A 26,745-nucleotide genomic window follows, 5' to 3' on the forward strand; every position below is an offset into this window, starting at 1 on the left:
TCCCGCGGAAGGTGGGGATCGAAGTAATCGAATAATCGAGAGAATCGACATCATTCGATGGTGGACGCCTGAGCCAAGGCCGGGCGGATGTCCAAGGACTGGACGCAGCTGCTGAACCAGGAGCGCGCGGGCTACGGTGTCGCTCGATCGGCCGTGACCGTCCGCCGGGCCATACAGCTGTGTATGGCGAGTGCATGGCACCCTCCGTGATCATCTCCCGCCATGGGGAGACACGGGAATACGCTGCGCATCCATTTCGAGACCGACGATCTCGCTCGCACCAGGATCCTCGACAAGCCGGATCCGCTGTGGGAGACCCTGCTCAGCTTGCACCTGCTCCAGGGGAGTGCCGGCCAGCCGGTGTTCGGCGAGTGGCGGTCCCGGGTACGGCGAAGCCTCGACCGGTCGGCGGGGCTGCTGTTCGCGCTGGCCCCGCCGCGCGGTTACTCGGTGGATTTCCTCACCCCGGGGGCGGGCGCGGGCGACCTCGAGTCCGGGCTCGACGACGTCCTCGGCACGCCCCGTTCACTGCTGGCCGCCGACCTCACGGAGCTGGCCGCCGCCCGGCCCCTGCCGTCGTGGGCTCCTTCGCTCGCGGCGGGTGAGCTGGACATCCTGCACGAACTCGGCGACGCGATCCGGCGGTACTTCTCGGTCGCGATCCGGCCGCACTGGCCGGCCATCGTCAGCCAGGCCCGGGCAGACCGGTTGCAGCGCGGCGAAATCGTGGTCGACGGCGGGGTCGAGGCGCTGCTGTCGACCTTGCACCCGATGGTGCGGTGGCAGTCCCCGGCACTGGAGATCGACTACCCGGTGGACCAGGACCTACACCTCGGCGGCCGGGGTCTCCTGCTCGTCCCGTCCCTGTTCTGCTGGCAGTCGCCGGTCACGCTGCTGGACGCCGCTCGGCAGCCGGTGCTCGTCTACCCGATCGACCGGCGCCCCGGCTGGTTCGCCGGGGGTGCGCCGGTCCAGGGGGTGACCGCGTTGCTGGGCCGGACTCGCGCCGCGGTGCTCGACGCCATCTGCGCCAAGCCGCTGCTTTCCACCACCGAAGTCGCGGCCGAGCTCGGAATCTCCCTGGCCGGAGCCAGCCAGCACGCCACCGTGCTGCGAGATTCGGGGTTGATCGTCACGGACCGGGCCGGCGGGGCGGCCCGGCACCGGCCGACGACGTTCGGCTCCGCGTTGCTGACGGTGAGCGCGTAGCGACCGGATCAGTGCGTTCGCGAGCCCGTGTCGCCTGCCCGGTCCGAGAGGATCTTGTCGAGGACGACGAGCGCGCGTTCCTCGCCGACCAGGTGCCCGCTCGCCCGCAGGTCCGCGAGCGCCCGCGAAGCGTGGTCGTTGGCCGTGACCGGGTCCCCGGCCGCGGCCAGCGCTTCCGCGAGGAGTATCCGCGCGTGCCCGGCGAGCAGGCCGAAGCCGCTTCGCTCGGCTTTCCGCAGGGCGAGTGACGCGTAGTCGGCGGCCGCCCGCGGATCGGACGCGGCGAGGCCGAGCGTCGCGACGATCTCCCCGCGGCGGTAACCGATCCGGTGCGACAGGTTCAGCGCTTCGAGGAAATATCCGTGTCCGGATTCCGCCCCGGCCGCCTTGGCCTGCACGTCGCCGAGCGCGCACAACGCATCTGCCTCGAACCTGAGGTTGTCGGCGTCTCGCGCGGCGCGAAGAGCTTCGTGGGCGCAGGAACGCGCGGGCGTGACGCCGCCGACGGCGAGGTGGACCGCGGCCAGCCGGACCAGGACGTCTGCTTCGTCGTCCCGCGAGCCGAGCTCACGGAGGTTCTCCCGGGCCTCGATGAGGACTTCGAGTGCCAGGTTCAGCGCACCGGTCAAGCGGTAGGCGCAGCCGAGGTTGCACAGGGCGATGGCGGCCGCGTGCGGGGAACCGAGCTGCCGGCAGATGCCGAGTGCGCGCTCGTTGTGGCGAATGCCTTCGGCGAGGTGGCCGCGTTCGATGAGCACCGCACCCAGATTGATCAGGCCGTTGGCGATGCGGAGCGGGTCGCCGCGCTCCTCGGTCGCGGCGAGCGCGGCCGTGAAGTGCTCGGCGGCCCGGTCGAGCTGCCCCAGGTCGAGGTGGACGACGCCCAGTGCGTGCAGCACCGAGTCTTCGCCGTCGCGAGCGCCGCTGACCCGGTAGGACTCCTGGGCCGCCTCGAGTTCCGCGAGAGCCCGGCCGTAGTTGCCCCGGCTCCAGGCCAAGGCGCCGAGACTGTGCTGCATGGCGCCGATCGCGTGCCGGTTGCCCGCCTGCTCCGCCGCCGCGAGCCCGGTGGTCGCCGCGGCTTCCCATTCCGCGTCCAGCCGGTGCGAATGGAAGAACCCGCGCAGGACGTCCGCCAGCCGCCAGGCGTAGGCGAGCGGACCGTGTTCGGCGGTCCACCGGATCGCTGCCAGCACGTTCGCCTGCTCGGCGAGCAGCCAGTTCCGGGCCTCGGGCAGCTCGAACGGCTGCTCGTGGGGTGTCTCGACGGGCAGCCGGAGGAAGTCGGGGTGGAGGGCGGCCGCCGCGCGGTCCGCAGTACGGAGGTAGTGGTCGAACAGCCGGACCAGCGCCTCGTCCCGGACGGATCCGGGGAGCCGTTCGGCGGCGCGTTCCACCGCATAGTCCCGGAGCAGGTCGTGCAGGCCGAACTGCCCGCCAGGCCGGGACTGGACGAGGTGACCGGCGACGAGTTCCCCGAGTGCCCGCCGGGTCGCCCCGGTGTCCCGGTTCGCGAGAGTTGCCGCGGCGGCGAGGCCGATGCCGGGCCCCGGCACGAGTCCGAGCAGGCAGAACAACCGGGAGGCCTCGGCCGAGACAGCGTCGTAGGACAGGTCGAAGGCACCGCGGAGGCCGAGCCGCTCGTCTCCCGGCACGCTCAACCGGGCGACGAGCCCGGCGCCGGCCAGCTCCGCGCGGTAGCCGGCCAGCGACTGGCCGGGCCACAGCACCAGGTTCGCGGCGACGATGCGCAGGGCCAGCGGCAGGCCGGCGCACAGCTCGGCGAGTTCCCGGGCCGCGGCCACGTCCGCCGCGATCCGGTCCACCCCGACGACCGCGGTGAGCAACGCGAGGGAATCGGCCGTCGAGAGCTCGTCCACGGTGAGCGAAGCGGCGCCGAGTGTGGTCTCCACGCCGGCGAGCCGGTGCCTGCTGGTGATCAGGACCGCGCAGCCGGGGTCGCCCGGCAGCAACCACCGGACTTGAGCGGCGGAGGCGGCGTTGTCGAGGACGACGAGGAGCCGCCTGCCGGACAGCGCCGAACGGTACAGCGCGGCCGCGTCGGCGAGGTCGGCGGGCACGCGGGCGGGCGGGACGCCGAGCGCGTGCAGGAACCGGGTGAGGACCTCGAGCTCGGCAAGGGCGGGGGTGGCCGAAGGGCCGTGGAGGTCGACGAACAGCTGCCCGTCGGGAAACGCCGTCGCGGCGCGGTGCGCCCAGTGCAGGGCCAGCGTCGTCTTGCCCGCACCGGCCGGCCCGACGACCATGGCGACCGGCGGGGCACCGCCCGGCTCGTGCCGGATCAGCAGTTCGTCGAGCGCCGACAGCTGGCCGGCCCGGCCGACGACGGTGGCGGTGTCCGGGGGAAGCTGCCGCGGCCGGATCCAGGTTTGCCGCTGCGGATCGAGGGGCAGGTCGAGGGCGGGATCGCCGGCGAGGATGGTGCGGTGCGTCCGGCGCAGCCCGGGACCGGGCTCGATGCCGAGCTGCTCGACCAGCACCGTGCGGGCTCGCCGGTACGTGGTGAGGGCCAAGTCGGTCCGTCCGCCGCGGTGCTGGGCCAGCATGAGCAGTTCCCACGGCCGTTCCCGGAACGGCGCCGTGCCGGTCAGGGTGCGCAGCTCCGCGGCCGCGATGTCGTTGCACCCCAGGTCGAGCCAAGCCTGGGCGCGGTTCTCGGCGACGCGCAGGCGCAGCTCGTCGAGCTGTTCGAGATCCGGGCGCAGTGGCTGCGGCGCTTCCAGTCCATTGAGGACAGGTCCCCGCCACAGCTCGAGCGCGGCGGTCAGGTGCTCGACGGCGAGGGCGGGCAGCCCCGTGCCGAGCTGGCTGCCGCCCAGTTCGGCGAGCCGGGCGAACCGCTCGGAGTCGAGCTCGTCGTCGCCGACCGTGAGCTGATAGCCACCCTGGTCCGTGCGCAGCCGGTCCGTCCCGGCGGGATCCGCGGTGCCGAGCACGCGCCGCAGTTCGGCCACATAGGACTGGAGATTGGCCACGGCGGACTTGGGCGGCCGGGCACCCCACAGCTGATCGACCAGCGAGTCGGTCGGCACGGTCGTGTTGGCCTTGAACAGGAGCACCGCGAGCAGCAGCCGGGCTTTGCGCCGCTTGACGATCAGCGTGCCGCCGGTGTCGTCGAGGACTTCGAGGCAGCCGAGCACGCGAAACCGCAGTGGAGTGTCCCCGGGTGCGGTCAGAGTGATACCGATCGTGCACCATCCCCCCGGCATGTGCGCCGACCTGCCTGTTTCGGCCTCCTCGCCCGGAAGATGCCGATACGCCCCGATGCTAGCAGAGCGTCGGCGGCACCACGGCCTTCTCGACGAGCACCGCGGCCGGCTTCAGGGAGGCTTGAAACCCCGTGCGAAGCCGCTCGCCCTTCTATACGGTTTTGGCAACTGGGGTTGTTCGTGATCGTGGTTCGATGTTGATGGGGGTCAGCATGGCTGGACAAAATGTGCTCGAAGAAACTTCCGAGGGTTCTTACCTCGATGATTTCCTGCGTATCCGGGACGAAGTCGTTCCGTTGCATGGATGGGCGCACCTTCCGGACGAAGTCTGGTGTTATGTGCGGCCGCCGGGAAGAGTGACGCAGCCGCAAGGGTGGAAGATCCATTTGTCCGCGACGCCGCGATCGGCGGTGGCGGTGCTGGAAGCCGCGGCACGCGTGCTGCTGGAACGCCAGGTCACCTTCAAGTTCGCCAAAGGGCTGCCGCAGCTGCGCATGCTGCTCTCGGTCCGGTGCGACCGCGGTACGGGCGGGAAGTTCATCACCGTCTACCCGACCGGCGCCGAAGAGTTCGCCGAACTGCTCGAAGTGCTGCACCAGGCGACCGAAGGCCTGGAGGGGCCGGCGATCCTCTCGGACCGCCGCTACCGGCCGGGCAGTCTCGTGCACTACCGCTACGGCGGGTTCTCGGGCGAGCAGCAGGTGCTCGACGCGGACGGTTCGTTCGTGCCGATGCTGGTCTCCCCGGGCGGAGGCTGGGTCCAGGACAAGCGGCAGGCGTGGTATTCGCCGCCGTCATGGGCGCCGGCGCCGATTGTCGAAGCGGTCTCCGAGCGCAAGGAATCCGAGCGCGGCAAATCCCAGGTGAAACTCGACGACAGATTTGTCGTCTATGAGGCCATCCGGCATTCCAACCGCGGCGGTGTTTATCGCGCGATAGACGAGCGGACCGGCCGGAAAGTGGTCGTGAAGGAAGCCCGGCCGTTCATCGCCGCGGAAATCGACGGCACCGACGCGCGGGATTTCCTGCGCAACGAATACGAGGTGCTGCGGCTGCTCGAGCCACTGGGCGTGGCGGTCCGGCCGGTGGCGCTGTTCGACTACCAAGGGCACGTCTTCCTCGCGGAGGAGCAGGTGGACGGCATCACGTTGCGATCGTGGGTCGAGCAGGAGATGCGGCCCTCGGCCGAGCGGGTGATGGCACTGGACCGGGTGCTGCCACTGGCGAAGCAGCTGGTCGATCTGGTCTCGGCTGTGCACGACAAGGGATTCGTCTTCCGCGACTTCACCCCCAACAACGTGATGGTCACGCCGGAGGAGGACCTGGTCGTCATCGACACCGAGTTCGTCGCGGTGCCCGGGCAGCTGGTCACCAGGGTGATGACGATGTCCTACAACGCGCCGGAGGAGCTGACCGGGCCTGCCCGCTACCCGGCCCCGGAGCAGGTCGCCGATCTCTACAGCCTCGGCGCCTCGCTGTTCTACCTGGCCACCGGGGCGCATGCCGTGCTGCCCAGGGACGAGCCCGGTGCGGGCGGATCCGCGCGGCCGCACAACGACCGCATCGAATTCCTGGTGCGCTCGATGTCGACGCACAGCCCGGCGTTGGCCGCACTGGCACCGATCGTGCTCGGGCTCACCAGGGAGCTGCCGGCCGAGAGGACGCCGCTGCACCGGGTCCGCGAGCTGCTCGACACCGTCGTGGCGCCGGCGGAACGCCCGGTGCCGGGGCGGCTCGGTGCGGGTGAGCAGCGCCGCCTGCTGACCGACGGCGTCGCGCACCTGGTGGGGGCGATGACACCGGGCGCGCGGCAGCTGTGGCCGGTCAACCCGCTGGAAGGGCGGCTCTTCGATCCCAACAGCCTGCAGGCCGGTGCCGCCGGGCCGATCGAACTGCTGCGTCGCCGGGTCGTGGCGACGGGCGACGAGGACCTGCGCTCGGCGCTCGGTACCGCGGCCCGCTGGCTGGACCGCCGCCTGAACAACGACCCGCGGGTGCTTCCCGGGCTGTACTTCGGCCGGGCCGGGACGTTCTGGGCGTTGTACGAGGCGGCGCGGGAACTCGGCGACGAGGAGATGATGGCCAGAGCGGTCCGGCGCGCCAAGACCATGCCGGTGAAGTGGACCAACCCGGACATCACCCACGGAGTCGCCGGAGGCGGCCTGGCCCAGCTGCACCTGTGGCGCCGGACCGGGGACGAGGAGCTGCTGCGGCGCGTGCTGCTCTGCGTGGACTCGGTCCTGGCCACGAAAGCGCCGGACGAGGTCGTCTGGCCCATCATGGACGGTCCGCAGGCCCAGGCGGCCGGGCTGACGCACTACGGGTTCGCCCACGGCGTCGCCGGGGTGTGCGCGTTCCTGCTGATCGTCGGCCGCGAGCTGGACCGCCCCGAGCTGACCCGGCTGGCGGCCGACGGCGGCGACTACCTGATTTCGCTCGCCACGCGCCACGGCGAGGGCGCCAGCTGGCCGACGGCGCAGGCGGCGGCCGACGGCGCGGCGCGGTTCGACGGCGTTTGCTGGTGGTGCAGTGGCGCGCCCGGCATCGGCACCTTCCTGATCCGGCTGTGGCGCGCGACCGGCGACCAGCGGTACCTGGACACCGCGCACCAGGCGGCGATCGCGACGCGGGCGGAGAAGTGGCTGCTGGCACCCAGTCACTGCCACGGCCTCGCCGGCAACGGCGAGTTCCTCCTGGACATGGCGGCGGCCACCGGCGACGACCGGTACCGCGAGTGGGCCGAAGAGTACGCGCTCGCCCTCTACCGGCTCAGCAGCGAGCGCGAGGGCAAGCTCGTGCTGCTCGACGACAGCCTGACGTCCGTCAGCTACAGCTACAACGTGGGGATGAGCGGCCCGCTGGGGCTGCTGCACCGGCTGCGCCACGGCGGTCAGCGCTGGTGGATGGTCGACGACTTCGAGTTGCCGTCGGGAGCCGGGCGATGACCTCGACGGCAACTCGGCCACACCTGTGGCCGACGCTGATCTCGTTGCGCTCGAGGATCGCCTTCCGGTACTCCGCGACCGGCCGGACCGCCGCCGGTCTGTTCACGGACGGGCGCGGCAAGCTGCTCTGCGAATTCTGGCGGCTGGGCACGGGCATGCCGGGGGACTGCAGCAGGCTGCCGGGGTTCGAGGTGGCGGCGAGCAACGCCGATCTGACCGGCATCCCGTCGGAGGCCGTGCCGTTCGACGACGGCTCGGTGCTGTTCGCCGGGGAGCCGGGCCTGTCCTTGGTCGAGCCCGGTGGGCGGCGGCGCGACGGTGGGCGGCTGCCGTTCCGGCCCGAGGTGATCGCGGCGGCTCCGGACGGCAGCAGGCGGGTGCTCTTCCTCGGCCGGGAAGGAACGCCGGACGGCAAGTGCACGGCGTGGCTCTGGGCCGGACCGGACGAGCCGGCGCGGCGGCTGGGTGAGCTGCCCGCGTTGCTCCTGCGCGGTGGCGGCTGGCTGGACCGGGCCGGCACCGAGTTCGTGGTCAACCGCAGGCGCGGCGCGGGTGTCCGGCCGGCGGTCCTCGACCTTTCCGCCGTCGGGGAACTCACCGACCTGCCGATCTTGCCCGGAAGCGAAGGCGACATCGCGTGGCTGACCGCGCCGTCGGGCCGGGAAGTCCTGCTCAGCAGCGAATTCGACGGCGAGCACCGGCTGCGGTCGTGGCGGCTCGGCCGGAGTGCGACCGAGTTCCCCGCCACGCGAGGGCTGGCCGGAGTGGTGACGCCGATGGCCATGCGCCCCCGGGGTGGCGCGGTCGCCCTGCACGTCCGTGACGGCCTGCGGGAACAGGTCGTGGAACTCGACACGGACACCGGAGCGGTTCGGCGGCTCGCCGGCCCCGGCGAGCGGGCGTCCGGCATCATGGCCTGGTCGGAGCCGGGCGACGGCGAGCGGCTGTGGAGCTTGACGGCGGGCGCCGGCTACCCGGGGCGGATCATCGGCCACGGACCGCGGGACTGGATCGAGATCCACGACGGCACTCCGGCGGGACAGTACGACGGCTGGGCACCGAGCGGGCTGGAACGCTTCCCCGGCGCCGAAGCGGAGATCGAGGCCGTCGTCTGCGGACACGAGGACTGGCGCACCGCACGCGCCGTCGTGGTCGCGCTGCACGGCGGGCCCGCCGCGCGCTGGTCCTTGAAGTTCTCGCAGCTGTTCCAGCTCTTCGCGGACCAGGGCGTGACCGTGATCGCGCCGAACCCGCGGGGCAGTACCGGATACGGGGACGAATTCCACCACCTGATCACCGGTGCCTGGGCCGGCCCGGACCTGGCCGATGTGCTGGCCTTGGGCCGCTACGTGCGGCAGCAGCGGGACGACGAGAGCCTGATCCTCTTCGGCGCCAGCTACGGGGCCTACCTGGCCCTGCTGGCCGCGTCGATCGAACCGCGCGCGTGGTCGCGGGTGCTGGCGATCGCGCCGATGTTGTCCGCTGCCCGGTTGTACCCGGAAGCTTCGGCCGAAGTCCGGGCGATGATCGACCGGCTCGACGGCAGGCGGCCGGTGGCCGACGCGCTGGGTTCGCGGGACGTGCTCGACCGCGTCGCCGAGCTCGAAGCACCGTTGCTGGTCGTGCACGGAGACGCGGACCCGCGGATACCGGTGACCCAGTCGCGCGTGCTCGTGGACCGGCTCACCGGTCTGGGCCGCCGGGCCGGTGCCGACTTCGGGTACGTCGAGGTGGCGGGCGGTGGCCATGCGCCGCTCGACGGTTCCGCGGAACTGCACCACGCCGCGGCGCGCTTCATCGGGCACGGCGAAATGCCGGCTCGCTCTTGACTTCCGGCGGTTCGCGCGCCGGTCGATCCGAGACTGGGGGGAGGAGGTGAATGAACTTGTCGATCAACGTGGAGTCCTTGCAGGAGCTGGAATCCAGGGAGGAGATCGGTCTGGAGGGCTGCCCGATCCTGGGTAGCTGCTGCGGCCCGGGCCCGTTTCCCATCGTTACCACCATCTTCACTTGCTTCGGGTGCACCTTCACCATCTGACGGGTGATGGGCGCCGACTTGCGAAAGAAGTGACGATGCCGACGCAAAGGAGGTGAACGTATATGTCCCTCGCCGTTGAGCTTCTTCAGGAGTTCGAGTCGACCGAGCAGCTCGGGCTGCAGGCGGAAGACTGCTGCTGGCACTCGCTGACCGGTACTTGCCCGATCTTCAACACGAGCGGGTTGACGACCTGCCACAGCTGTACCAACACGAACTGAGCAGGGTTCGTCCCTGTCCCGACGATCGTTGAGAGGAGGTCAATCATGGCAGTTCGCATCGACGCCTTGCAGGAGCTTCCGGCGCAGGAGATGGCGACGCCGGAAGGTTGCTGTGGCTTCGCCAGCTACATCACCTGTCCCTGGGACACCTTCGACTACGCCGAAGTGATGCCTGGCTGACACGCGGGCAACTGGTGAAGCGAGAGGACCGGCTGCGCCGAAGGCGTGCGCGCCCCTGGCGCAGCCGGTCCTTGTTCCGAATCGGTATCGATGGAGAGGGGGGCACGATGGCACTGCCGGTCAACCGGCTGCTGATCCGGATCCTGCGCGCGAATCTGCTTTCCGGTGCGGCGTACCTTACCGTGTCCATAGTGGATTCCGCGACGGCGATCCTCATCCCGGTGACCTTGGCGGCCGTCGTCGACGCGGCACTCGGCCACACCGCCACGTCGGCTCCGTTGGTGTGGATGGCCGTTCTGCTCGTCCTGGCCACCGGTGCGGAAGCCTGGCGTGAGCTGATCGGCGTGCGAACTTCGACCAGGGCGAGCGCGCGGCTGCGGCATCACCTTGCCGGACACGTGCTGCGGCTCGACGGGAGCAGTCGGAACCGCCTCCCCGCCGGCGATCTGCTGACGAGGCTGGTGGAGGGAACCGCGGAGACGGCTCGGCTGGTGCCGGTCGTGGTGGGCACGGTGGTTTCGGCGCTGACCTCGGTCGCCGGTGTCCTTGCCCTGTTCATGATCGACTACCGGGTGGGGCTCGTCTTCGTGCTCGGGGCCCCGGCGGTGTGGTGGCTCGCCAAGGGTTTCTTCCGCCGTACCGCCGAGCTGACCACGGAATACCAGCAGCACCAGGGCAAGCTGGCGACCCGGATGGTCGATGCGCTGTGCGGCGTCCGCACGATCCGGGCCACCGGCACGGTCGAACAGGAGATCGGCCGGGTGCTGGCCCCGCTGCCCGCGCTGCGCGCGCATGGCGTGCGTTTCTGGCTCGCGCAGCGGGACATGGGCTGGCGGCTGGCGCTGGTCGCGCCGGCGTTGCAGATCGGCGCACTGGCCGTGGCGGGGTACGGGGTGTCGACCGGCACGGTCACTCCGGGCGGGCTCGTCGCCATCACCGGCTACCTCGGTTTTGCCATGGGGATTTTTCGGCAGGCTGCCGTGCTTGCCCAGTTCGGCCGGGTCCGAGGTTCCGCGGAACGCCTGGTCGAGGTGCTGTGTGCGCCGGTGTCGAAGTCGGGGGAATCGCTGTTTCCCGAAGGCGGCGGGGTGGTGACCATCGAGGGGGTACGAGTGTCGGACGGGGATCGTGTCGTGCTGGACGAGGTCGACCTGGAGATTCCCGCGGGCTCTTCGGCCGCCGTCGTCGGCCGGTCAGGAGCGGGAAAATCGGCGCTGGCCGCGGTCGCGGGCGGACTGCGGACACCGGATTCCGGCCGGGTGCTGATCGACGGGGTCGACCTCGCCGACGCGGACCCGGCCCGGCTTCGCGAGGTAGTGGCCTACGCGTTCGAGCGACCTGTCCTGCTCGGCCGGACCGTGCGGGACGCCGTCGGATACGGGGATCGGGGCGTGGACCCCGCCGCGATCACGGACGCCCTGCGGGACAGCAATTCCGCCTCGTTCGTGGCCAGGCTGCCGGATCGTGAGCTGACCCGGGTCGGCGAACTCCGGCTGTCGGGGGGCGAGTCGCAGCGGCTCGGGCTCGCGCGCGCGTTCTGCCGTGAAACCCGGGTGCTGATCCTCGACGACGCTCTGTCCAGTGTGGACACGGTGACCGAAGCGCAGATCTCGCAGGCACTCGAGCGGCGGCACTGGACCAGGCTGGTCGTGGCCCACCGGATGTCGACCGCGGCTCGCGCCGACAAGGTGATCTGGCTCGACGACGGTCGCGTGGCGGCGGTGGGGACGCACCAGGACCTGCTTGCTCGCCGGGGCTACCGCGAGCTGTTCGGGCACGAGGGCGCGAATGTGGTGGAGGTGCCGGCGTGACGAGAGCGCGCGGGTGGGTGTCGATCTGGCCGGTCTTCGTCGCCGAACGCCGTTCGCTGCTCCTGCTGGCTTGCTGGTCGGTGCTGGAAATGGTGCCCGTGCTCGCGTCCGGCCAGCTCGTCGCGCTGGCGACGGACACGGGGTTCCTGACGGGCCGATTCGGGCTCGGCCTGATCTGGCTCGCCTGCTACGGCGGTGCCCTGGTGCTCGGCGCGGTGGGCACCCGGCAGGTGATGCGTCCGCTCGCCGAGGTGGTCGAAGCGGTGCGCGACCGGCTGGTGCACGCGGTGGTGGCCGGGAGCCTGCGGGAAGCGGTGACCGGCGGGGCCGCGGCCGGGACGAGCGTGGTGACCACGCTGACCCGGCAGACGGAGACCGTGCGGCAGATGGTCGCGGCCCTGCTGATGATCGTGCGCACGGTGGTGTTTTCCGTGGTCGCCGTGCTGGTCGGGCTGCTGACCCTGGCGCCGGTGCTGGCCTGGATCACGGCGGGTGCGCTCACACTGGCCATGGTGCTGCTCGGCTTGCTTTCGCCGAGGCTGAAGCGGCGCTATCTGGCCTCCATGCTAGTCGAGGAGCGGCTGGCCGGAGAATCGGGCGAAGTGCTGTCGGGCTTGCGCGATGTCGCCGCGTGCGGCGCGCGGACGGTCGCGGGAAGGCAGGTCGGCGACGTGGTCGACGCGCAGGCGGCCGCGTCGATGGCGACCGCGCGCACCGGGGCGTGGCGGATCGGGATCATCGCGATCGGTGCGCGGCTGCCGTTGGTGGCCGCGCTGGCGCTGGCGCCGGGGCTCGTCTCGTCCGGGGCGGCGACACCGGGGGAAATCCTCGGTGCCGCGACTTACCTCGTCGTGGGCTTGGAGCCCGCGCTGCGGTCGATCGTCGGCACGCTCGGCAACGTCGGCCTGCAGCTCGGCGTGCTGCTCGACCGGCTCGCGGCCATCGGCGCGAGCCGGGCGCAACCCGGCCGGACCGGGGCGGCGGCCACAGGCTTCGACCTGGAGCTCGATGCCATCACGTTCGCGTACGGGCCGGATTCGGAGCCGATCGTGGCCGGCCTCGATCTGCGGATCGAGCACGGCGATCACCTGGTGATCGTGGGCCCGAGCGGGATCGGGAAGTCCACGGTGGCGGCGTTGATCGCCGGCCTCGAGTGGCCGCAGTCGGGGACGATCCGGCTCGGCGGCGTGCCGCTCGCCGCGCTGTCGGCCTGGTCGCTGCGGGAGAAAGTCGTCCTGGTCCCGCAGGAATCGTACGTGTTCTCCGGGACTCTGCGGGAGAACCTGTGTTACCTCGCCCCGGCGGCGGACGACCTCGAACTGGACCGCGTCGTCGGCGAACTCGGGCTCACGCACCTCGTCGGCAGGCTCGGCGGATACGACGCGGAGATCGAGGAGGCCGGCTCGCTGTCCGAAGGCGAGCGTCAGCTGATCACCCTGGCCAGGGTATTCCTTTCCGGCGCGGAGGTGGTGGTGCTCGACGAGGCGACCTGCCACCTCGACCCGCAGGCCGAGGCCCGCGCCGAACAGGCGTTCGCCGCGCGCGGAGGCACCCTGATCGTGATCGCGCACCGGATCAGCTCGGCGGCCCGCGCCCGCCGGATCCTGCTCCTCGACGGGACCGACGCCACGGTCGGCGATCACGAGACGCTGGTGCGGGTTTCTCCGTTGTACGCCGATCTCACCGGGCGATGGGCGGCGGTGCACTGAACCGTCCGGGCGAGTGGCACCGCGGCCTCGGCACGGGCCTGCCGAAGCTGCGACTCGACCGCCGTCGCGCCTAAAGTGGGCAGGAAAGTGGGCAGGGCCCGTCGAGCAAGAGGAGTGCGGATGCAAGGCGTTGATCCTTCGGTCCCGCCGAGTGGCACCGGATGCGCGGACTGCGATGCCGCCGATCCGCAGGGCTGGTGGTTCCACCTCCGCCGCTGTGCCGAATGCGGGCACATCGGGTGCTGCGATTCCTCGCCCGGCCAGCACGCCAGCGGCCACGCCGCCGCCAGTGGGCACCGGCTGGCGCGCAGCTTCGAGCCCGGCGAAGAGTGGTTCTGGGACTACGGCGAAGAGACGCTCTACGAATCCGGGCCCGCGCTCGCCGCTCCGGAACACCGGCCGCTCACCCAAGCCGTCCCCGGGCCCGCCGGACGGGTGCCCGCCGACTGGACGCAGCACCTGCACCAGTAACCATTCTTGTCTCGTCGGCAACCAGCGACTACCGCGCCGTGGCCGCCGTCCCGGATTCCTCCGGCGGTACCACGGATCGCGCCGGTTCCGCTCCTAGCGTGGGATCAGACGGGCCGGACGCCGGCCCGCGCGACCACAGGGGACGGACCATGATCGAGGCACTCCAGCTCACCAAGCGGTACGGGGAAAAGACCGCGGTCGACCACCTGGACTTCACCGTCCGGCCCGGCGCCGTCACCGGCTTCCTCGGCCCGAACGGCGCGGGCAAGTCCACCACGATGCGGATGATCATCGGGCTGGACGCGCCGACCAGCGGCTCGGTCCGCGTCAACGGCCGCCCCTACGCCCGGCGGTGCGGGTCTCCGCGGTGGTGTCGGTCTGGGGCGCGCTGTTCTTCCTGATCAGCACGGCGATCGCGGCGGCCGCGCTGGGGTTCGCGGTGCGGATCCGGCGGGCCCAGCTGGTGAACCTGCGTGAGCGCGCGGCCCGGCTGGAGGTCGAACGCGACCAGCGCAGCAGGCTGGCCACCGCCACCGAACGCACGCGGGTGGCCCGGGAGATGCACGACATCATCGGCCACAACCTGTCCGTCATCATCAGCCTGGCCGACGGCGGTGCGTACGCGGCCGAGGCCACGCCGGAGCGGAGCCGGGAAGCGCTCCGGCTCGTCGGGGAGTCCGGCCGCCAGGCGCTGGGCGAGCTCCGGCGCATGCTGGGCGTCCTGCGCGAGCAGGCGGCGGCCCCGGAGCTGCACCCGCAGCCCCGGATCGCCGACATCGAGGCGTTGTGCGGCCGGCTGCGCGCGGCCGGGCCGGTGGTGGTCCACCGCTCCGGCGGCGACCTGGAAGCCCTGGACCAGGGGGTGCAGCTGATGGCGTACCGCATCGTCCAGGAGGCGCTCACCAACACGCTGAAGCACGCCGGCCCCGGCACGCGCGTCGACGTCACCCTGACCGTCGAAGGCGCGCAGCTGGGGATCGGCGTCCAGGACACCGGCCCGCCCGCGGGCAGCCGGCCGGCCGGCTGCGAAGGGCACGGGCTCACCGGGATGAGAGAGCGCGCGGCGCTCTACGGCGGCACCCTCACCGCGGGTCCCACGCCCGGCGGCGGCTGGGTGGTCCGGGCGGTCCTCGACGTCACCCCGCTGCCCGGGAGCCCGGCGTGATCAGCGTGCTCATCGTGGACGACCAGGCCCTGCAGCGGTTCGGCTTCCGGATGCTGCTGGAGGCGACACCCGACACGGAGGTGGTGGGCGAGGCCGCGCACGGGACCGAAGCGGTGCGCCGGGCGGCCGAGCTGCGCCCCGACATCGTCCTGATGGACATCCGCATGCCGGGCATGGACGGCATCGAAGCCACCCGCCACATCGTCGCCGGCGGCGGGCGGTCGAGGGTCCTGGCGCTGACGACGTTCGACCTGGACGAGTACGCGCACGCGGCGCTGCGGGCGGGCGCGAGCGGGTTCCTCCTGAAGGACGCGCACCCGGAGGAACTGCTGGCCGGAATCCGCGCGGTGGCCCGGGGTGACGCGGTCGTCGCCCCGGCCCTGACCCGGCGGCTCCTCGACGCCTACGCCCGGCATCTGCCGTCGGCGTCCACGGGGCGGCCGGACCCGCGCTGGGAGGCGCTGACGGACCGCGAGCGCGAGATCCTGATCGCGATCGGCCAGGGCCGGACGAACGGCGAGATCGCCGGGGAGCTGGTCCTGTCGGAGTCGACGGTCAAGACCCACGTGGGCCGGGTACTGGCGAAGATCGACGCCCGCGACCGCATCCAGGCGGTGATCATCGCCTACGACCTGGGCCTGACCCGCCCCCACGACGCCGGCTGATCCCGGTCCGCGTCACGGCCTCGCCCACTGCTCGCGGTGGGCCGCCCGCAGCGCTTCGGCTTCTGCACGAGCCGATGCGGAGACCCGGTGCCGTGACCACTCCGCCAGCGTCCCGGCCATGTGCGTGAGCACGGTCCGGCCGGGTCCGGTGAACTCCGGCCGGCCGGCGAGCAGCGATACGGTCTCGGTCGTGGCCGCCAGCCAACGGGCGAACTCCACCTCGGCCTCGTGCACCCGCTCGGGGTCCGTGTCGAGCTCGCGTTGCCGGCCCCAGAAACCGACCACGCCGACGTAGGCGTATGCGCCGTGGAGAAGTCCGAGCAGGGGCCGCGGGTCCTGGCGCCAAGGCGCGTAAAAGCGTGGGGACGATGAGGTTTCCAGCAGCGGCAGGACGTCGAGCAGTCCGGTCAGCTTCGCGTGCTGGACTTCGTGCACCAGCGTGAGTGCGGCCGCGCGGGCGTCGTCCGGCAGTGACAGGAGAACGCACCCGAACGCGTCCGCCAAGGTGGCGCTCGCCGGATCCGGCCCGGTCTGCCGCAGCGGGGTGGCGGTGTGCACCGTCTCGATGACCGCTTCGGCGGTGCCGTGCCGGCGCAGCAGCTCGATGCCACCGGACAGCACCCGGCTCCACTTCTCCGCCTGGCGGCTGCCGACGCGCAGGAGATCTCCGGCGAACGGCTGGGGCAGCGAGCCCAGGCCCCACCGATCGAGCGTGATCGTCTTCGGGCCCAGCCGAGCCGAAACCAGGGGTGACCACCCCGGCGCGGGCACGTGGAACCCGGCGGGCAGGCGCACCCGGTGGCCGCCGGCGTGGACCAGGCACCCGTCGCCGTCCGGCCGGATCCGGATGCCGCGCCCGCCACGTGCGATCGTGCCCAGCGAAGGCAAGTGGGTCGACGCACCGGGAGCCGTGGTCAGCTCCGCCGGGATCCCCGCCCGCACCGCCGCCGCGGCCGCCACGTTGGCGAGCGACGAAGGCGGAAATCGGGTTCCGCCGTGCACCAGCTCCCGGGCCGCGCCGATCGCCCACATCGACACTTCCGGTTCACCGAGCACTCGCGCTACCGCGTCCGCGGCGTGGCGGTGCGCCTCGCTCAGGACGCGGCACGCGCGCTCGACCAGCGGAGCGTCCGGATGGCCGAGCCGGTCGGCCTCGGTCGCCAGGAACCTGAGGGCGAGGAGTGTCCGGCTCCGGCCGGCCCGGCGCAGCAGCCGGATGGCCTCCCGCCCGCCGCCTCCGCCGGCGATCCGGACGAAGGCTTCCGCCGGAAGCCGGTATGGCAGGGTGCCGATCACCGCGCCGCTCCCGCGGTGCGCAGGGCAGTCACGTCCCGGCGCAGCGCTTCGCGGACGTGCCGGATCAACGCCCCGAGATCCGGGCTGTAAACGGACGGATTCGCAAACCCGGTGCCGGCCCGGTACCGGTGCGCGCGCAGGCCCCCTCCGCACACCCGCGCCACATCGCAGGGTTCGCAGGCCGCCGGGAGACCGCTCTTCCCGAGCTGCTGTGCCCGCACGACGGGCAACTCGAGAACGTCGTCGAAAGAATGGGAACGGATGTGGAGGCCGGTGGCGGCCGCGCCGGGGTAGGTCGATTTGAGCGTGTCGGACAACTCGATGCTGCCGTCCGTCTCGACCACCGCCATACCCAGCGGAGCCAGGCCGAGGCCTTCGACCCTCGGTGTGCCGCCGAACAATCCGTGGATGATCTCTTCGAACATTCGCACACCGGTTTCCCGGACGGGGGCGCCGTACCAGCGATCGAAGGCCGCGATCAGCCAATCTCCATACGGCGTTGCCGGCGACCGCAGCGGACGCCCGGGCGGTGGCGTCGTCCAGTTCCCGTGCGGCAGGAGGAAATCGATCATGGGTGGCTCGTGTGCGATCAGGGCTTCGTAGGTCGCGACCGGGTCGGCGGCCAGGTCGATCGTGGCGAGAATGCCCGCGAAATACGGCCGGAGATCCGGTTCCCGGAAGAGGCGCAGCCGGTCGACCACCACTGCGTGGCTGCTTCTGCCACGGCGGTCACGGCGGCGATCCTGGCTCCGCGGCAGGCCGTCCAGGCTCACCCCGAACCTGACGCCGAGTTCGGCGAGACACCGGACCCGGCGCTCGGTCAGCAGTGTTCCGTTCGTTTGCACGGTCACCAGCGCGTGAACCCGGCTGCCGAGCGCCGCGCGCACGGTCCGCACACACCGGGCGAGTGCGGCGGTCCCCGCCAGCATCGGCTCGCCGCCGTGGAGGACCACCCGGATCTCGGGCAATCCATGATGGCGGGCGTGCTCGGCGATGCGGCCGGCCGTGATGTCGACGAGTTCGTCGGAAAGCACCTTGGGCCGGGTGCGCCAACCCTGATCGGCCATTGTGTACACATAGCAGTAATCGCAGGTCAAATTGCATCTGCTGTGCACCTTGATCACAAACTGGCGCAACGGACGTGGCGGGATCGGCCACGATTCCTTCATCTTCTTCCCTCCGCAGGACGACCCTGTCGCGCGCTGTTCCGCCAAGTGGCTGGACAAATCCATGACAACGAGTGAATCGGGGGACGAGCGGCGGTCACCGGCGCTTCCGGCTTGATATGCTACCGGCCTGTTCAGCTACGCGGGGTGACGATATTGTTCCGGAGGCGCCGAGGTGGTCCATGGTCCGGATATCGATTCCGATCTCGTTGACGTCGCCGATCTGTCACTGGAGGAACTGGAAGAGCTGCCCGACACCGTCCTGCGCGCGAGTCTCCGCCGGCTGCTGGCCGCGCCGGACTCCGAGGCGCAGTTGTTCTCGATGTTCTCCAACAGCTCCTAGCCGCGATCTTCGTTTCCCTGTAATGGCCCGCAGCTGCCCAGCGACCTGAGTAGAGATGACCAGTCACCGAAACCCGTCAGCGGCTCCGAGGCGCCCCACCCCGCTCATCGCGTTCGTTTCCGCCGACGACGCCGTGGACCGGGCCGGTGCCGTCGCGAACGCCGCGTGCTTGATCGCCGGCCACGGACACTCCGTGCTGGCGCTGGATCTGCCCGAGGCGATCCATCAGGTCGCCGACTACCTGCGCCCGTTCGCCGCCGAGCGAGGGGCTTCGCGCGAGCTGGCCGGTGCCGCGCTGGACCGGGAGTTCACCTCGGCGTTCGGCCTGACGGAGCTGCGGGAAACCATCCAGACCCGGTACACGATCCAGCCGGGTCTGGGCTTGATCGACGTGCTGACGCTGCCGGGACTGGACCGGCAACGGCAGACGTGGCGGGCGGCGGCGAGGCAGGGGGATCCGGCTCGGCTTCGCCGGGCGTTCACGGAGTCGGCCTACGAATACGTCCTCGTCAACGCACCTTCCCTGCTCGAGCAGTCGGACGAAGACGCCGGGGCGATCTTCAAGTCGATCGCCACGGTGTGCGACGTCGCCGTGGTGGGCTTCTCCCACCGCGAAGCCTCAGTGCGCGAGGCGGTGCGAATCGGGGAGTCCCTCCGCCGCCGGGCTCCCGGCGGCATCCAGATCGTGCCCCTCGGCTTCGGTATCGCCACCGGACAACACGACGCGGCCTTCGCCGGCCTGCTCGCGAGCAACCCGCGGCCGGGCCGGGTCCTGGCGCTGCCGGAGTTCAGCACGCCGGCGCCGGTGCTCGCGGCACTGCTGGACAAGCCGGAGCTGGTCGCCGCGCACAGCGCGCTGGCGGGTGCCTTGACCGCCGGCGCGGTGACCGGCTTGGGGCCCCTTTCGCAGCCGGCTCTCGACCGCTATCGCCGGGCGACCGGCTTCGCCGCCGGGGTGTCGCCCCGATTCTTGGTCGCCTACACCGCGGTGGACCGGTTGTGGGCCGACTGGCTGATCACGAACTTGAGTGCCGGCGGCGCCCAGGTCGGCACGGTCCGCGCCGACGCGGCTTGGCTCGACGGATCGGAGCCGGTCGAGCTGATCGTTTTCGGCAGCCAGGCCTTCACTGCGTCCGGCGAACGCGAGGAGGCGGCCGAGCTGGCCGATCGGGCGGCCGCCTGTACCGAAGTGGTGGTGGACGGCTCGGCGCTGGCGCTGCCCGGCGCGACGGCGTTGCGGCTCGACGGGCTCGAACCGCACGACGCCGCCGTGCGGCTGCGCAGCTTCTTCGGCCTGCACCGGCCGGTCCCGGACGGGGTCCCGGCGGCCGGTGGCATCGCGCGGCACCCGGACGAGGAGCCGGGTCTGACGAACCTGCCGCCTGCTCGTCCGCAGCACATCGGCCGGACGGAGGCGCTGGAGGAGGTTCGCGATCGGTTGCTGAGCGGTCCGGGGCCGGTCCGGATCGGGGGCGGGCCGGGGTGCGGCAAGACCGCGTTGGCGCGGGAATACGCCTACCGGTTCGCCAACGCCTACGACGTCGTGTGGTGGATCTCCGCCCACGATCGCGAGTCCACGCTCGCCGGGCTGGTCACGCTGTGCCGGGAGCTGCGAGCCGGGACCGTCGTGGACGTCCCCGGCCCGCTGCGCCTGCCCGCTTCCGAGCTCATCACGCCGAAGTGGCTCCTGATCTTCGACGACGGTGACACGCCGGAGGCGTACGCAGATCTGCTGCCGCCGCCGGGCCGGTGCCACGTGATCGTCACGGCCGCGGCGGACGGTGACGTCGAGGTGGCCCCGTTCGCCGCCGCCGAGGCCGCGGTCTTCATGCGGCGGCGCCTGCCGTGGCTGACCGAGGCAACGCAGCTCGCCGAACTGGCAGGTGCACTCGGGCACAGCCCGCTGGCGATGGAACTCTCCGCGGCGTGGCTCACCGAGGTGCTCACCACCAGCGCGATCAACCCGGAGTCCACGAGCGCCGAGACGCGCACGGCCGTCGGCAAGCACATCGGCCAACTGGCGAGCCGGGCGCCCGGCTCGGACGCGGTCGCCGCGGTCCTCGACGTCATCACCACCGGCCTGCGGGATTCGCGGACGGGCCGGATGACGGTGCTGCTGGCCCGGTTCTGCTCGCTGTTGTCGCCGGAAGGCATCAGCTTGGCCCTGCTGCGGTCGAAAGAGGTCCGCCAGGAACTGATCAAAGCCGGCGGCCAGGACGCCGCCCGGCTCGCCGTGGACGCGGCCGAGCTGGACGTCTTCCTGGCTCGTGGGGCACGGCTGGGACTCTTCCGGGTCGATTGGGGCCTGGCCCGCACGCTCACGCTCGAGCGGGTGATCCGGCAGATGCTGCGGGAGTCCCTGCCGCTCGGGTTCGGCGCCCTCCTGCGAGGTCACGTCCTGATCGCCCTGGCCGCCTACAGCCCGACCGAACAAGAACTGGACCAGCCGCACGCGAGGGCGCGTTTCGCCGAACTGAACCGGCACATCATGTCGGCCGGCGCGCAGCAAAGCGATGACTCGACGGTCCGTCAATGGCTTGTCAACCAGGCGAAATACCTCTACCGCACCGGCGAGCCCGATATCTGGGAAGTGGCCGTCGAGCCGGCCCGGGAGGGGTACGAGCGATGGCTGGCGGCGCACTCGGAATCCGATCCGTACGTGTGCATGCTGGCGAGCCAGCTCGCCAACCTCTACCGCGAGCTCGGTCGCTACGAGGAGGCGCTGCAAATGGACTCACGCGCCTTGGAAGTCCAGCGCCTGCACCAAGGACGCGCCCACTACCGGTCGCTCCTGGCCGCCCGGGGGCTGAGCGCCGACCTCCGTGCGCTCGGCAGGCTGGCGGACGCCGTCGACGAGGACATCGCCACGCTGCACGGCCTCCGGCGGGCGTTCGGGGAAGACCATCCGCAGACACTCGACGCGGAGAACAACCTGGCCGCGGCCCAGTTCCACGCCGGGGACATCGCTGCCGCGTGCCGGAACGGGCAGGTGCACTTCGACCGCCGTGAGCGGCTTTTCGGCCGGGATGACCCGCGCAACTGGCAGGCCCTCGCCAACCTGGGTGTCTACCAGCGGGCGATGGGGCGGTTCGACGATTCGATCGCCACCCTCATCCGGGCCCACGGGCTCGCGGCGGCGCTCCGGCCGGAGCCGAAGCAAGCGCGTCCGACGGTGAGCTGGCAGTGGTCGATCAGCGAACGCCTCGCGTCGGGCCGCGCGGCCACCACGGCCACCACGGCCAAGAGCCGCAACGGTGAGGCGCTGACCGCGTTCCGCGACCTGCTCGGTGACCGGCACCTGCAGGTCGTGGCCTGCAAGCTCAGCTACGCCAACGCGCAACGGCAGGTCGGCGAGTTCGATCACGCGCTCACCGGCACCGCCGAGTGCATCGAGGTGCTGAACGCCACGGACGGCCACGCCCACGACGTCGCGATCTGCCGCGTGATGCTGGCGCTCGCGCTCGTGGGAGCCGGCCACACCGACGAGGCCGTCGCGCCGATCCAGGAGGGCGTGCGGGCCTTGACCGCGCACGTCGGTCCGCCTCATCCGCTGAGCCTGGCCGCCGGCGTGGACCTCGCCGTCGTCCTGGCTTTCGCCGGCCGGTTCGACGAGGCTCTCGACGCGGCACGCGAAGCCTCCGAAGCGTGCAATGATTTTCTGCCGGGCATGCATTACTACCGTGACATCGCCGCGTCGAACCTTCGGCAGCTCGGCGCGGGCGGCGCGGGTCTCGATGGCTTGCGCACCCTCGATCTGGACATCTCGATGCCATGAGCCACGAGCGCGAAGAAACGACGAGGGGGCCCGAAATGGCGCCGAGCGGCGGCGGTACTCCGGAGCTCACCACCCACGTGGGCAAACACCTGCCCGACCAGCGCGAGGACACGCTGTTCCGGATCTGCTCGCGCACGATGACGGACGCGTCCGGGTTGCACCACCTGGCCTATTACACCGATCGCGTCCTGGATTTCGCGCTGGATCAGCTCGACGCGCCCGAAGTGGCGTTGCCGCCGGCCGGAGAAGAACCCCGGGCCGGATTGCGCAGGCTGGGCCGGCAGCTGTGCGGGGCGTTCGAGCAACTGGACGACCGGCTGCGAAGCGCGTACACCGGGGCGCTCATCCGGACCGTGATCCGCACGGACGACGCCGAGATCGTCTGCGACCCGGTGGTGCGGACCCAATACGTCGTCGGTGTCGGGTACACCGGTGATCGCGACGGCTACATCGACGAGGCGAACGACGTCGACCGGTCCCTCGCTCGCCTGATCACGGAACTCCGGGCCGAGGTCGGGCTTTCCAGCCAGAACCTGGGCGGATTCGAAACCGAGGCAGCGGAGGTTCCCGCCCGCGAGCCGGTCGTCGCGCACGTCACGAACAGGGGCTCACTGCCGGCTTCGGTCGAACAGGCCTGCACCGGCGCTTTGAACCCGGTCGACCTGCATTTCGTCGCCTACTGCGTGGACGACGAAGTCATCTTCCTCGCCGACGTCTTCGACCACGCGGCCTTGAGCATGTATTTCGCGGGCTCGATCACGCCCGGCTACCGGCGTGCCTTTTACCGGAAGCTTTCCGAGCAGCTGTGCGAAATTCGCACCCAGCTGAACCGGGTGACCGCACTGCTGCTGCGTGGCCGGCTCAAGCGAGTGGTGCTCGACGTCGAACAAGGGGCCGTTTACTACTACCGGGTCACCCGGCGGGCGCACCTCGTCGGGGTCACGTTGCACCAGCCCAAGGTCTACCACGCCGACTTGCGCATGGCGCAGCTCGCGACCGAATGCGAACACCACCCCACGGTGTGAACCCGGAGCGATTACCGGCAAACGGCTCTCGTGATCTCGCCGATCCGGCCGATATCATCGATAGGATACCGCAGCCAACGTGGGGAATCGGACATGAGCGTCGGCAGAGGCGCGATGTTGCTGGCCGTACTCGGTTCCGGCTGGCTGGCCGGCCACGTGCTCGGGACCGGCTACGTCTTCCTCACCCCCGGCTATCACCTGCTGGTGATTTCCCTGCTGGCGGTGGGCCTTTACGGCAGCACCCGCGATATCGACATCTCCGAGCTGCGGCAGAACCGCCGGACCGTGGTGCTCGCCCTTTCGGCCGGCGTGACGGCGAAAGTCGTCCTGATCGCGGCGGTCATGGTGTTGCTGTATCCGGCTCCCGCCAGCATCGTGCTGGGGGTCGCGGTGGCCCAGATCGATCCGCTCGCCGTGGCCGCGGCTCAGCGCCAGACCCGGATGTCGTCCTCCACCCGCGCGGTGCTCAACGCGTGGGCGGCGTTCGACGACCCGGTCACCGTCCTGTTGACCGTGTACCTGTCGATGTTCGCGCTCAACCGCGGTGGGGGCGGTGTCGCGGCCCTCGCCTCGCCGGCGGCCACCTTCGGTTTCGACGTCCTGCTCAACCTCGCCTTCGCGGGCGGCGCGCTGGTGGGGTGGTGGATCACGCGACGGGCCGGGCTTCACGCCTGGCTGGCCTCCGGGAGCTCGCCGGCGCGATACGCACAGGCGTGCGTCGCCGTCCTGGCACTGGCTTACGGCGTGGTCGGCGTGCTCGGGTCGTTGCTGCTGGGCATCGCGCTGATCGGGCTCTTCTTCCGCCCGTACCTCGAGTGGCGCCGCACTTCGGCCGGCATCGTGTTCGGCGCTCTTCTGGTGGCGACGGCCGCGCTCGGGTTGGTGCTGGCCGGAACGGCCGGGACCTTGACGTGGGCCACCCTCGTCAAGGGTGTGGTCCTCGGAACGACCGCGTATGCGGCGCAGATGGTGACCGGCTGGTTGCTGTCCAGGGGACGCAGCCGGTTCGACCGGCTGCACCTCGCGCTGAGCCAGCAGAACGGCCTGACCGCGATCGTGCTCGCCCTGGTTCTCGAGCCCGACTTCCCCGGCGCGGTGGCCGTCATCGCACCGGCGATCGTGGTGACCAACGGGCTCTACTACCTCGGCGGCGTGTTCGTGCGACGCGTGGAACGCCGCGAGGGCCCGGAACCGGACGACGCTGCCGCGGCCGGCCGGCCGGACCGCACCGTCACGGAGCGGAAAGCTCGGCGAGCACCATCTCCCGAACCTTCCCTCCCAAGGTCCGGTACTGCTCGGTGAATTCGGTGACCTGCTGGTGCACCAGCTGCATGCTGAGCTGCTTCGGGATGGGGTCCGCCTCGCCTTCGGCCACCAGTTGCACCAGCGGGGCGATCTGGCTCAGCGGCATCGTTTCGGCCACCCGCTCGTAGGTCCGGCAGAGCGCGTCGAGGCGGCTGCGTGCCTTGCCCGGCCGGCGGGCCGCGGGGCCGTCCGTGGCATACCAGCTCGCCGCCGCGTTCGAGAAGGAGATGATCCACCGCCGCAGCATCGAGACGGTACCGGCGGCCTCGTAGACGCCCTTGGTGGCCAGGCGGTTCAGCATCTGCGTGACCCGGCGGTAATGCTCGCTCGCGTCCTCCGCACGGCCGAGGACGCGGTCGAACAGCGTGTCCGGGTACCCGAGCCGGTCGAGCCCCGCCAACGCGTCGTGGAACACCTCGGCGACGGATTCGGGAAAAGGCTGGCCGGCGGGATCGTCGGGAAAGGTGCTCCGGACGAGGTTGACGACGTTCGTCCGCTCGCGCAGCGTCGTCAGCTCGTTCGAAGTCTCCTCGCTGAGCCTGCTGACATCACGGTCGAGCTTTTCCATCATCTGGCGGGTGGTGGCGTTGGCCAGGTCGATGCGGACCAGCCATTCCCGGATCGCGTCCAGCGGACTTCCGGTGTAGCGCTGCCGAAGTGATCTCAGGAGAGGCTGGAAGTCCTCGGTGAACGACCTGGGGTCGTACCGCACGGGTTTGTCGAGGACGTGCGCGGTCAGCTGCTGGGCGGCGTCGGCGTCGAGGACGTTGGCGACGACCAGGACGACTTCGACGGTTTCGCGCGCGGAACGCACCGCGCGCGACCGGATCACGAGGTCGTCGACGTCACCGGTGAAGACCGACTCCGCGACCAGGACCGCGAATCCGGAGTCCGGTCCGGCCTCGATCCAGAAGTCGACGAAGGAATCGCGATTACCGACGTACTGATCGGTGCTGTACGAGATGTTTTCCCGGACGAGCAGGTCCCGGATGGCGGCGGTCACCTCACCGGTGGTCACGTACCCGGATCGATCACGCATCGCCTCTTCGACCATGAGCGTGTCGACTGCTGCCCGCCGCTGCTCCACCGCGGTGCGGTAGAGCGCGTGGCAGAGGTTGATGATCTGCCGGGGATTGCCGTTGACCAGTTTCACCATGCGCTCGACGGCAGCGTGCGGGAACTCCACATACGGCAGATCGCTCTCCCGCCGCTGCGCGAGGTCGGCGAACACGGAGACCTGGCTCGCGAGCAGGGGCGGCATGGGGATCACGGTGCCGATGCGCTGCGCGACATCCGGTTCCAGCTCGCGCCGGAACTCCGGGAGACCACTGAGGACCAGGAACGACCCGGCGGCCTGGAAGACCTGCAGCAGCCGTTGCAGTGCCTTGTTCACCGGCGTGGCGATGTCGCGTCCGGTGAGGACCTTGTCGATCTCGTCGACGACGAGGACGAACGGCCTGCCCTTGCGCCCGTGGAGCAACGCGAACACGCCGAGCGCGTCGAGCGCGGCCACTTCGTCGTCGATGCGGTGGGTGACGCCGCGTTCGACCAGCGCGGCATGGGGAGCGCTGCCGTTGAACCAGTCCCACACGACGTCGTCGAAGCCCGGACGCAGAAGCAGTGCGAGCGCAGTGGCATACGCCTGGTTGTCGGTGATGCTGCGGAGCTCGTCCTTCAGATCCTGGGTCACCTGGCGCAGCAACGCGCTTTCCATCATCTGATAGCCGCCGACGACGTCGTCGGGTTCGATCTCCCGGTTGCGCACCAGCGCCGCGATGTCGACCGTGGTCCCGGTGGACAGTGAATCGGCGACGACATCGGCGTAGAAGTCGTTGACGCGAGCGCGGATTCCTTCGCGGCCGAGGTTGGCGATGAACCGGCGGTACAACCCGGTGAACTGATCGGAAGCGACATCGAGGTACATGGCACTCGCCGACGGGGACTCCGCATGGGTCACCTGGACGAGCCGCACGCCGAGGTACGTCTTTCCGGTTCCGTGGTCACCGGAAACGGCGATGACGTTGCCCGCGCCCGCCAGTGGCGTCGACGCCAGGTACTGCCGCAGTTCCTGTTCGGCCTTGCGCACCGCGGAGGTCTCGATCATCGGGTGGTGCGCCACCGCGTCGGTGGTGATGGCCACCGCGACCGCGGAGAACGGGTTGCCGGCGTACTGATTGCCGTTTCCGGTCATCGT

18 protein-coding genes and 1 pseudogene are annotated in these 26,745 nt (G+C 70.9%); 15 read left to right on the forward strand and 4 right to left on the reverse strand.

Annotated elements, in window-relative coordinates:
* Positions 1 to 222: 222 nt before the first annotated feature.
* Complete coding sequence (locus ACLJQF_RS32680; protein WP_410614192.1) at positions 223 to 1,209, forward strand: ArsR/SmtB family transcription factor; 987 nt, start codon at positions 223 to 225, stop codon at positions 1,207 to 1,209.
* Positions 1,210 to 1,217: 8 nt separating this feature from the next.
* Here the strand turns inward: ACLJQF_RS32680 and ACLJQF_RS32685 are convergent, their stop codons facing one another.
* On the reverse strand, positions 1,218 to 4,439 hold the full coding sequence (locus tag ACLJQF_RS32685; protein ID WP_410614193.1) for a BTAD domain-containing putative transcriptional regulator: 3,222 nt from the start codon (positions 4,437 to 4,439) through the stop codon (positions 1,218 to 1,220).
* A 212-nt stretch (positions 4,440 to 4,651) separates the two neighbouring features.
* Between ACLJQF_RS32685 and lanL the strand changes: the two genes are divergently transcribed.
* The 10 genes and pseudogenes from lanL to ACLJQF_RS32735 all read left to right on the forward strand — a co-directional run bounded on the left by lanL (position 4,652) and on the right by ACLJQF_RS32735 (position 15,641).
* A complete protein-coding gene (gene lanL / locus ACLJQF_RS32690) occupies positions 4,652 to 7,384 on the forward strand; it encodes a class IV lanthionine synthetase LanL (protein WP_410614194.1) in 2,733 nt (910 codons plus the stop codon).
* The gene (locus tag ACLJQF_RS32695) at positions 7,381 to 9,213 is read left to right on the forward strand and encodes an alpha/beta hydrolase family protein (RefSeq protein WP_410614195.1); all 1,833 of its coding nucleotides are present in this window, start codon (positions 7,381 to 7,383) and stop codon (positions 9,211 to 9,213) included. The genes lanL and ACLJQF_RS32695 overlap by 4 nt, the downstream gene beginning before the upstream one ends.
* Positions 9,214 to 9,484: 271 nt before the next feature.
* Positions 9,485 to 9,640 carry a hypothetical protein gene (locus tag ACLJQF_RS32700; RefSeq protein WP_410614196.1) on the forward strand — a complete coding sequence of 52 codons (156 nt, stop codon included), beginning with the start codon at positions 9,485 to 9,487 and terminating at the stop codon, positions 9,638 to 9,640.
* A gap of 45 nt (positions 9,641 to 9,685) precedes the next feature.
* On the forward strand, positions 9,686 to 9,820 hold the full coding sequence (locus ACLJQF_RS32705; protein WP_410614197.1) for a hypothetical protein: 135 nt from the start codon (positions 9,686 to 9,688) through the stop codon (positions 9,818 to 9,820).
* Positions 9,821 to 9,927: 107 nt separating this feature from the next.
* Positions 9,928 to 11,631: an ABC transporter ATP-binding protein gene (locus ACLJQF_RS32710; RefSeq protein WP_410614198.1), complete on the forward strand. Its 1,704-nt coding sequence runs from the start codon at positions 9,928 to 9,930 to the stop codon at positions 11,629 to 11,631.
* Positions 11,628 to 13,340 carry an ATP-binding cassette domain-containing protein gene (locus ACLJQF_RS32715; RefSeq protein WP_410614199.1) on the forward strand — a complete coding sequence of 571 codons (1,713 nt, stop codon included), beginning with the start codon at positions 11,628 to 11,630 and terminating at the stop codon, positions 13,338 to 13,340. The genes ACLJQF_RS32710 and ACLJQF_RS32715 overlap by 4 nt, the downstream gene beginning before the upstream one ends.
* 120 nt (positions 13,341 to 13,460) lie before the next feature.
* A complete protein-coding gene (locus ACLJQF_RS32720) occupies positions 13,461 to 13,811 on the forward strand; it encodes a UBP-type zinc finger domain-containing protein (RefSeq protein ID WP_410614200.1) in 351 nt (116 codons plus the stop codon).
* 149 nt (positions 13,812 to 13,960) lie between these two features.
* Positions 13,961 to 14,158: pseudogene (locus tag ACLJQF_RS32725) on the forward strand (ATP-binding cassette domain-containing protein); the annotation flags it as partial.
* 20 nt (positions 14,159 to 14,178) lie between these two features.
* A complete protein-coding gene (locus ACLJQF_RS32730) occupies positions 14,179 to 14,976 on the forward strand; it encodes a sensor histidine kinase (protein WP_410614201.1) in 798 nt (265 codons plus the stop codon).
* Positions 14,973 to 15,641, forward strand: coding sequence for a response regulator (locus ACLJQF_RS32735; RefSeq protein ID WP_410614202.1), 669 nt, complete (start codon positions 14,973 to 14,975; stop codon positions 15,639 to 15,641). The genes ACLJQF_RS32730 and ACLJQF_RS32735 overlap by 4 nt, the downstream gene beginning before the upstream one ends.
* Before the next feature lie 12 nt (positions 15,642 to 15,653).
* On the opposite strand, the gene ACLJQF_RS32740 is transcribed toward ACLJQF_RS32735, so the two are convergent.
* On the reverse strand, positions 15,654 to 16,937 hold the full coding sequence (locus tag ACLJQF_RS32740; RefSeq protein ID WP_410614203.1) for an aKG-HExxH-type peptide beta-hydroxylase: 1,284 nt from the start codon (positions 16,935 to 16,937) through the stop codon (positions 15,654 to 15,656).
* Positions 16,934 to 18,151 carry an FxsB family cyclophane-forming radical SAM/SPASM peptide maturase gene (locus tag ACLJQF_RS32745; protein WP_410614204.1) on the reverse strand — a complete coding sequence of 406 codons (1,218 nt, stop codon included), beginning with the start codon at positions 18,149 to 18,151 and terminating at the stop codon, positions 16,934 to 16,936. Before ACLJQF_RS32745 ends, ACLJQF_RS32740 begins: the two co-directional genes overlap by 4 nt.
* 127 nt (positions 18,152 to 18,278) lie before the next feature.
* Here ACLJQF_RS32745 and fxsA point away from each other — a divergent pair, with 127 nt between their 5' ends.
* The 4 genes from fxsA (at position 18,279) to ACLJQF_RS32765 (ending at position 24,548) form a co-directional block, all read left to right on the forward strand.
* The gene (fxsA, locus tag ACLJQF_RS32750) at positions 18,279 to 18,446 is read left to right on the forward strand and encodes an FxSxx-COOH cyclophane-containing RiPP peptide (protein ID WP_310971163.1); all 168 of its coding nucleotides are present in this window, start codon (positions 18,279 to 18,281) and stop codon (positions 18,444 to 18,446) included.
* Between the two features lie 55 nt (positions 18,447 to 18,501).
* Entirely contained in the window at positions 18,502 to 22,221 is a 3,720-nt protein-coding gene (gene fxsT / locus ACLJQF_RS32755; RefSeq protein WP_410614205.1) for an FxSxx-COOH system tetratricopeptide repeat protein, read from the forward strand.
* Between the two features lie 35 nt (positions 22,222 to 22,256).
* Positions 22,257 to 23,246: a hypothetical protein gene (locus ACLJQF_RS32760; RefSeq protein WP_410614206.1), complete on the forward strand. Its 990-nt coding sequence runs from the start codon at positions 22,257 to 22,259 to the stop codon at positions 23,244 to 23,246.
* A gap of 93 nt (positions 23,247 to 23,339) precedes the next feature.
* On the forward strand, positions 23,340 to 24,548 hold the full coding sequence (locus ACLJQF_RS32765) for a hypothetical protein (protein WP_410614207.1): 1,209 nt from the start codon (positions 23,340 to 23,342) through the stop codon (positions 24,546 to 24,548).
* On the opposite strand, the gene ACLJQF_RS32770 is transcribed toward ACLJQF_RS32765, so the two are convergent.
* Positions 24,478 to 26,742 (reverse strand): hypothetical protein, encoded by a 2,265-nt coding sequence (locus tag ACLJQF_RS32770; protein WP_410614208.1) that lies wholly within the window; start codon positions 26,740 to 26,742, stop codon positions 24,478 to 24,480. The genes ACLJQF_RS32765 and ACLJQF_RS32770 overlap by 71 nt on opposite strands.
* Positions 26,743 to 26,745 lie beyond the last annotated feature (3 nt).

It is taken from the genome of Amycolatopsis sp. lyj-109, assembly GCF_046548995.1.
Lineage (GTDB): Bacteria > Actinomycetota > Actinomycetes > Mycobacteriales > Pseudonocardiaceae > Amycolatopsis.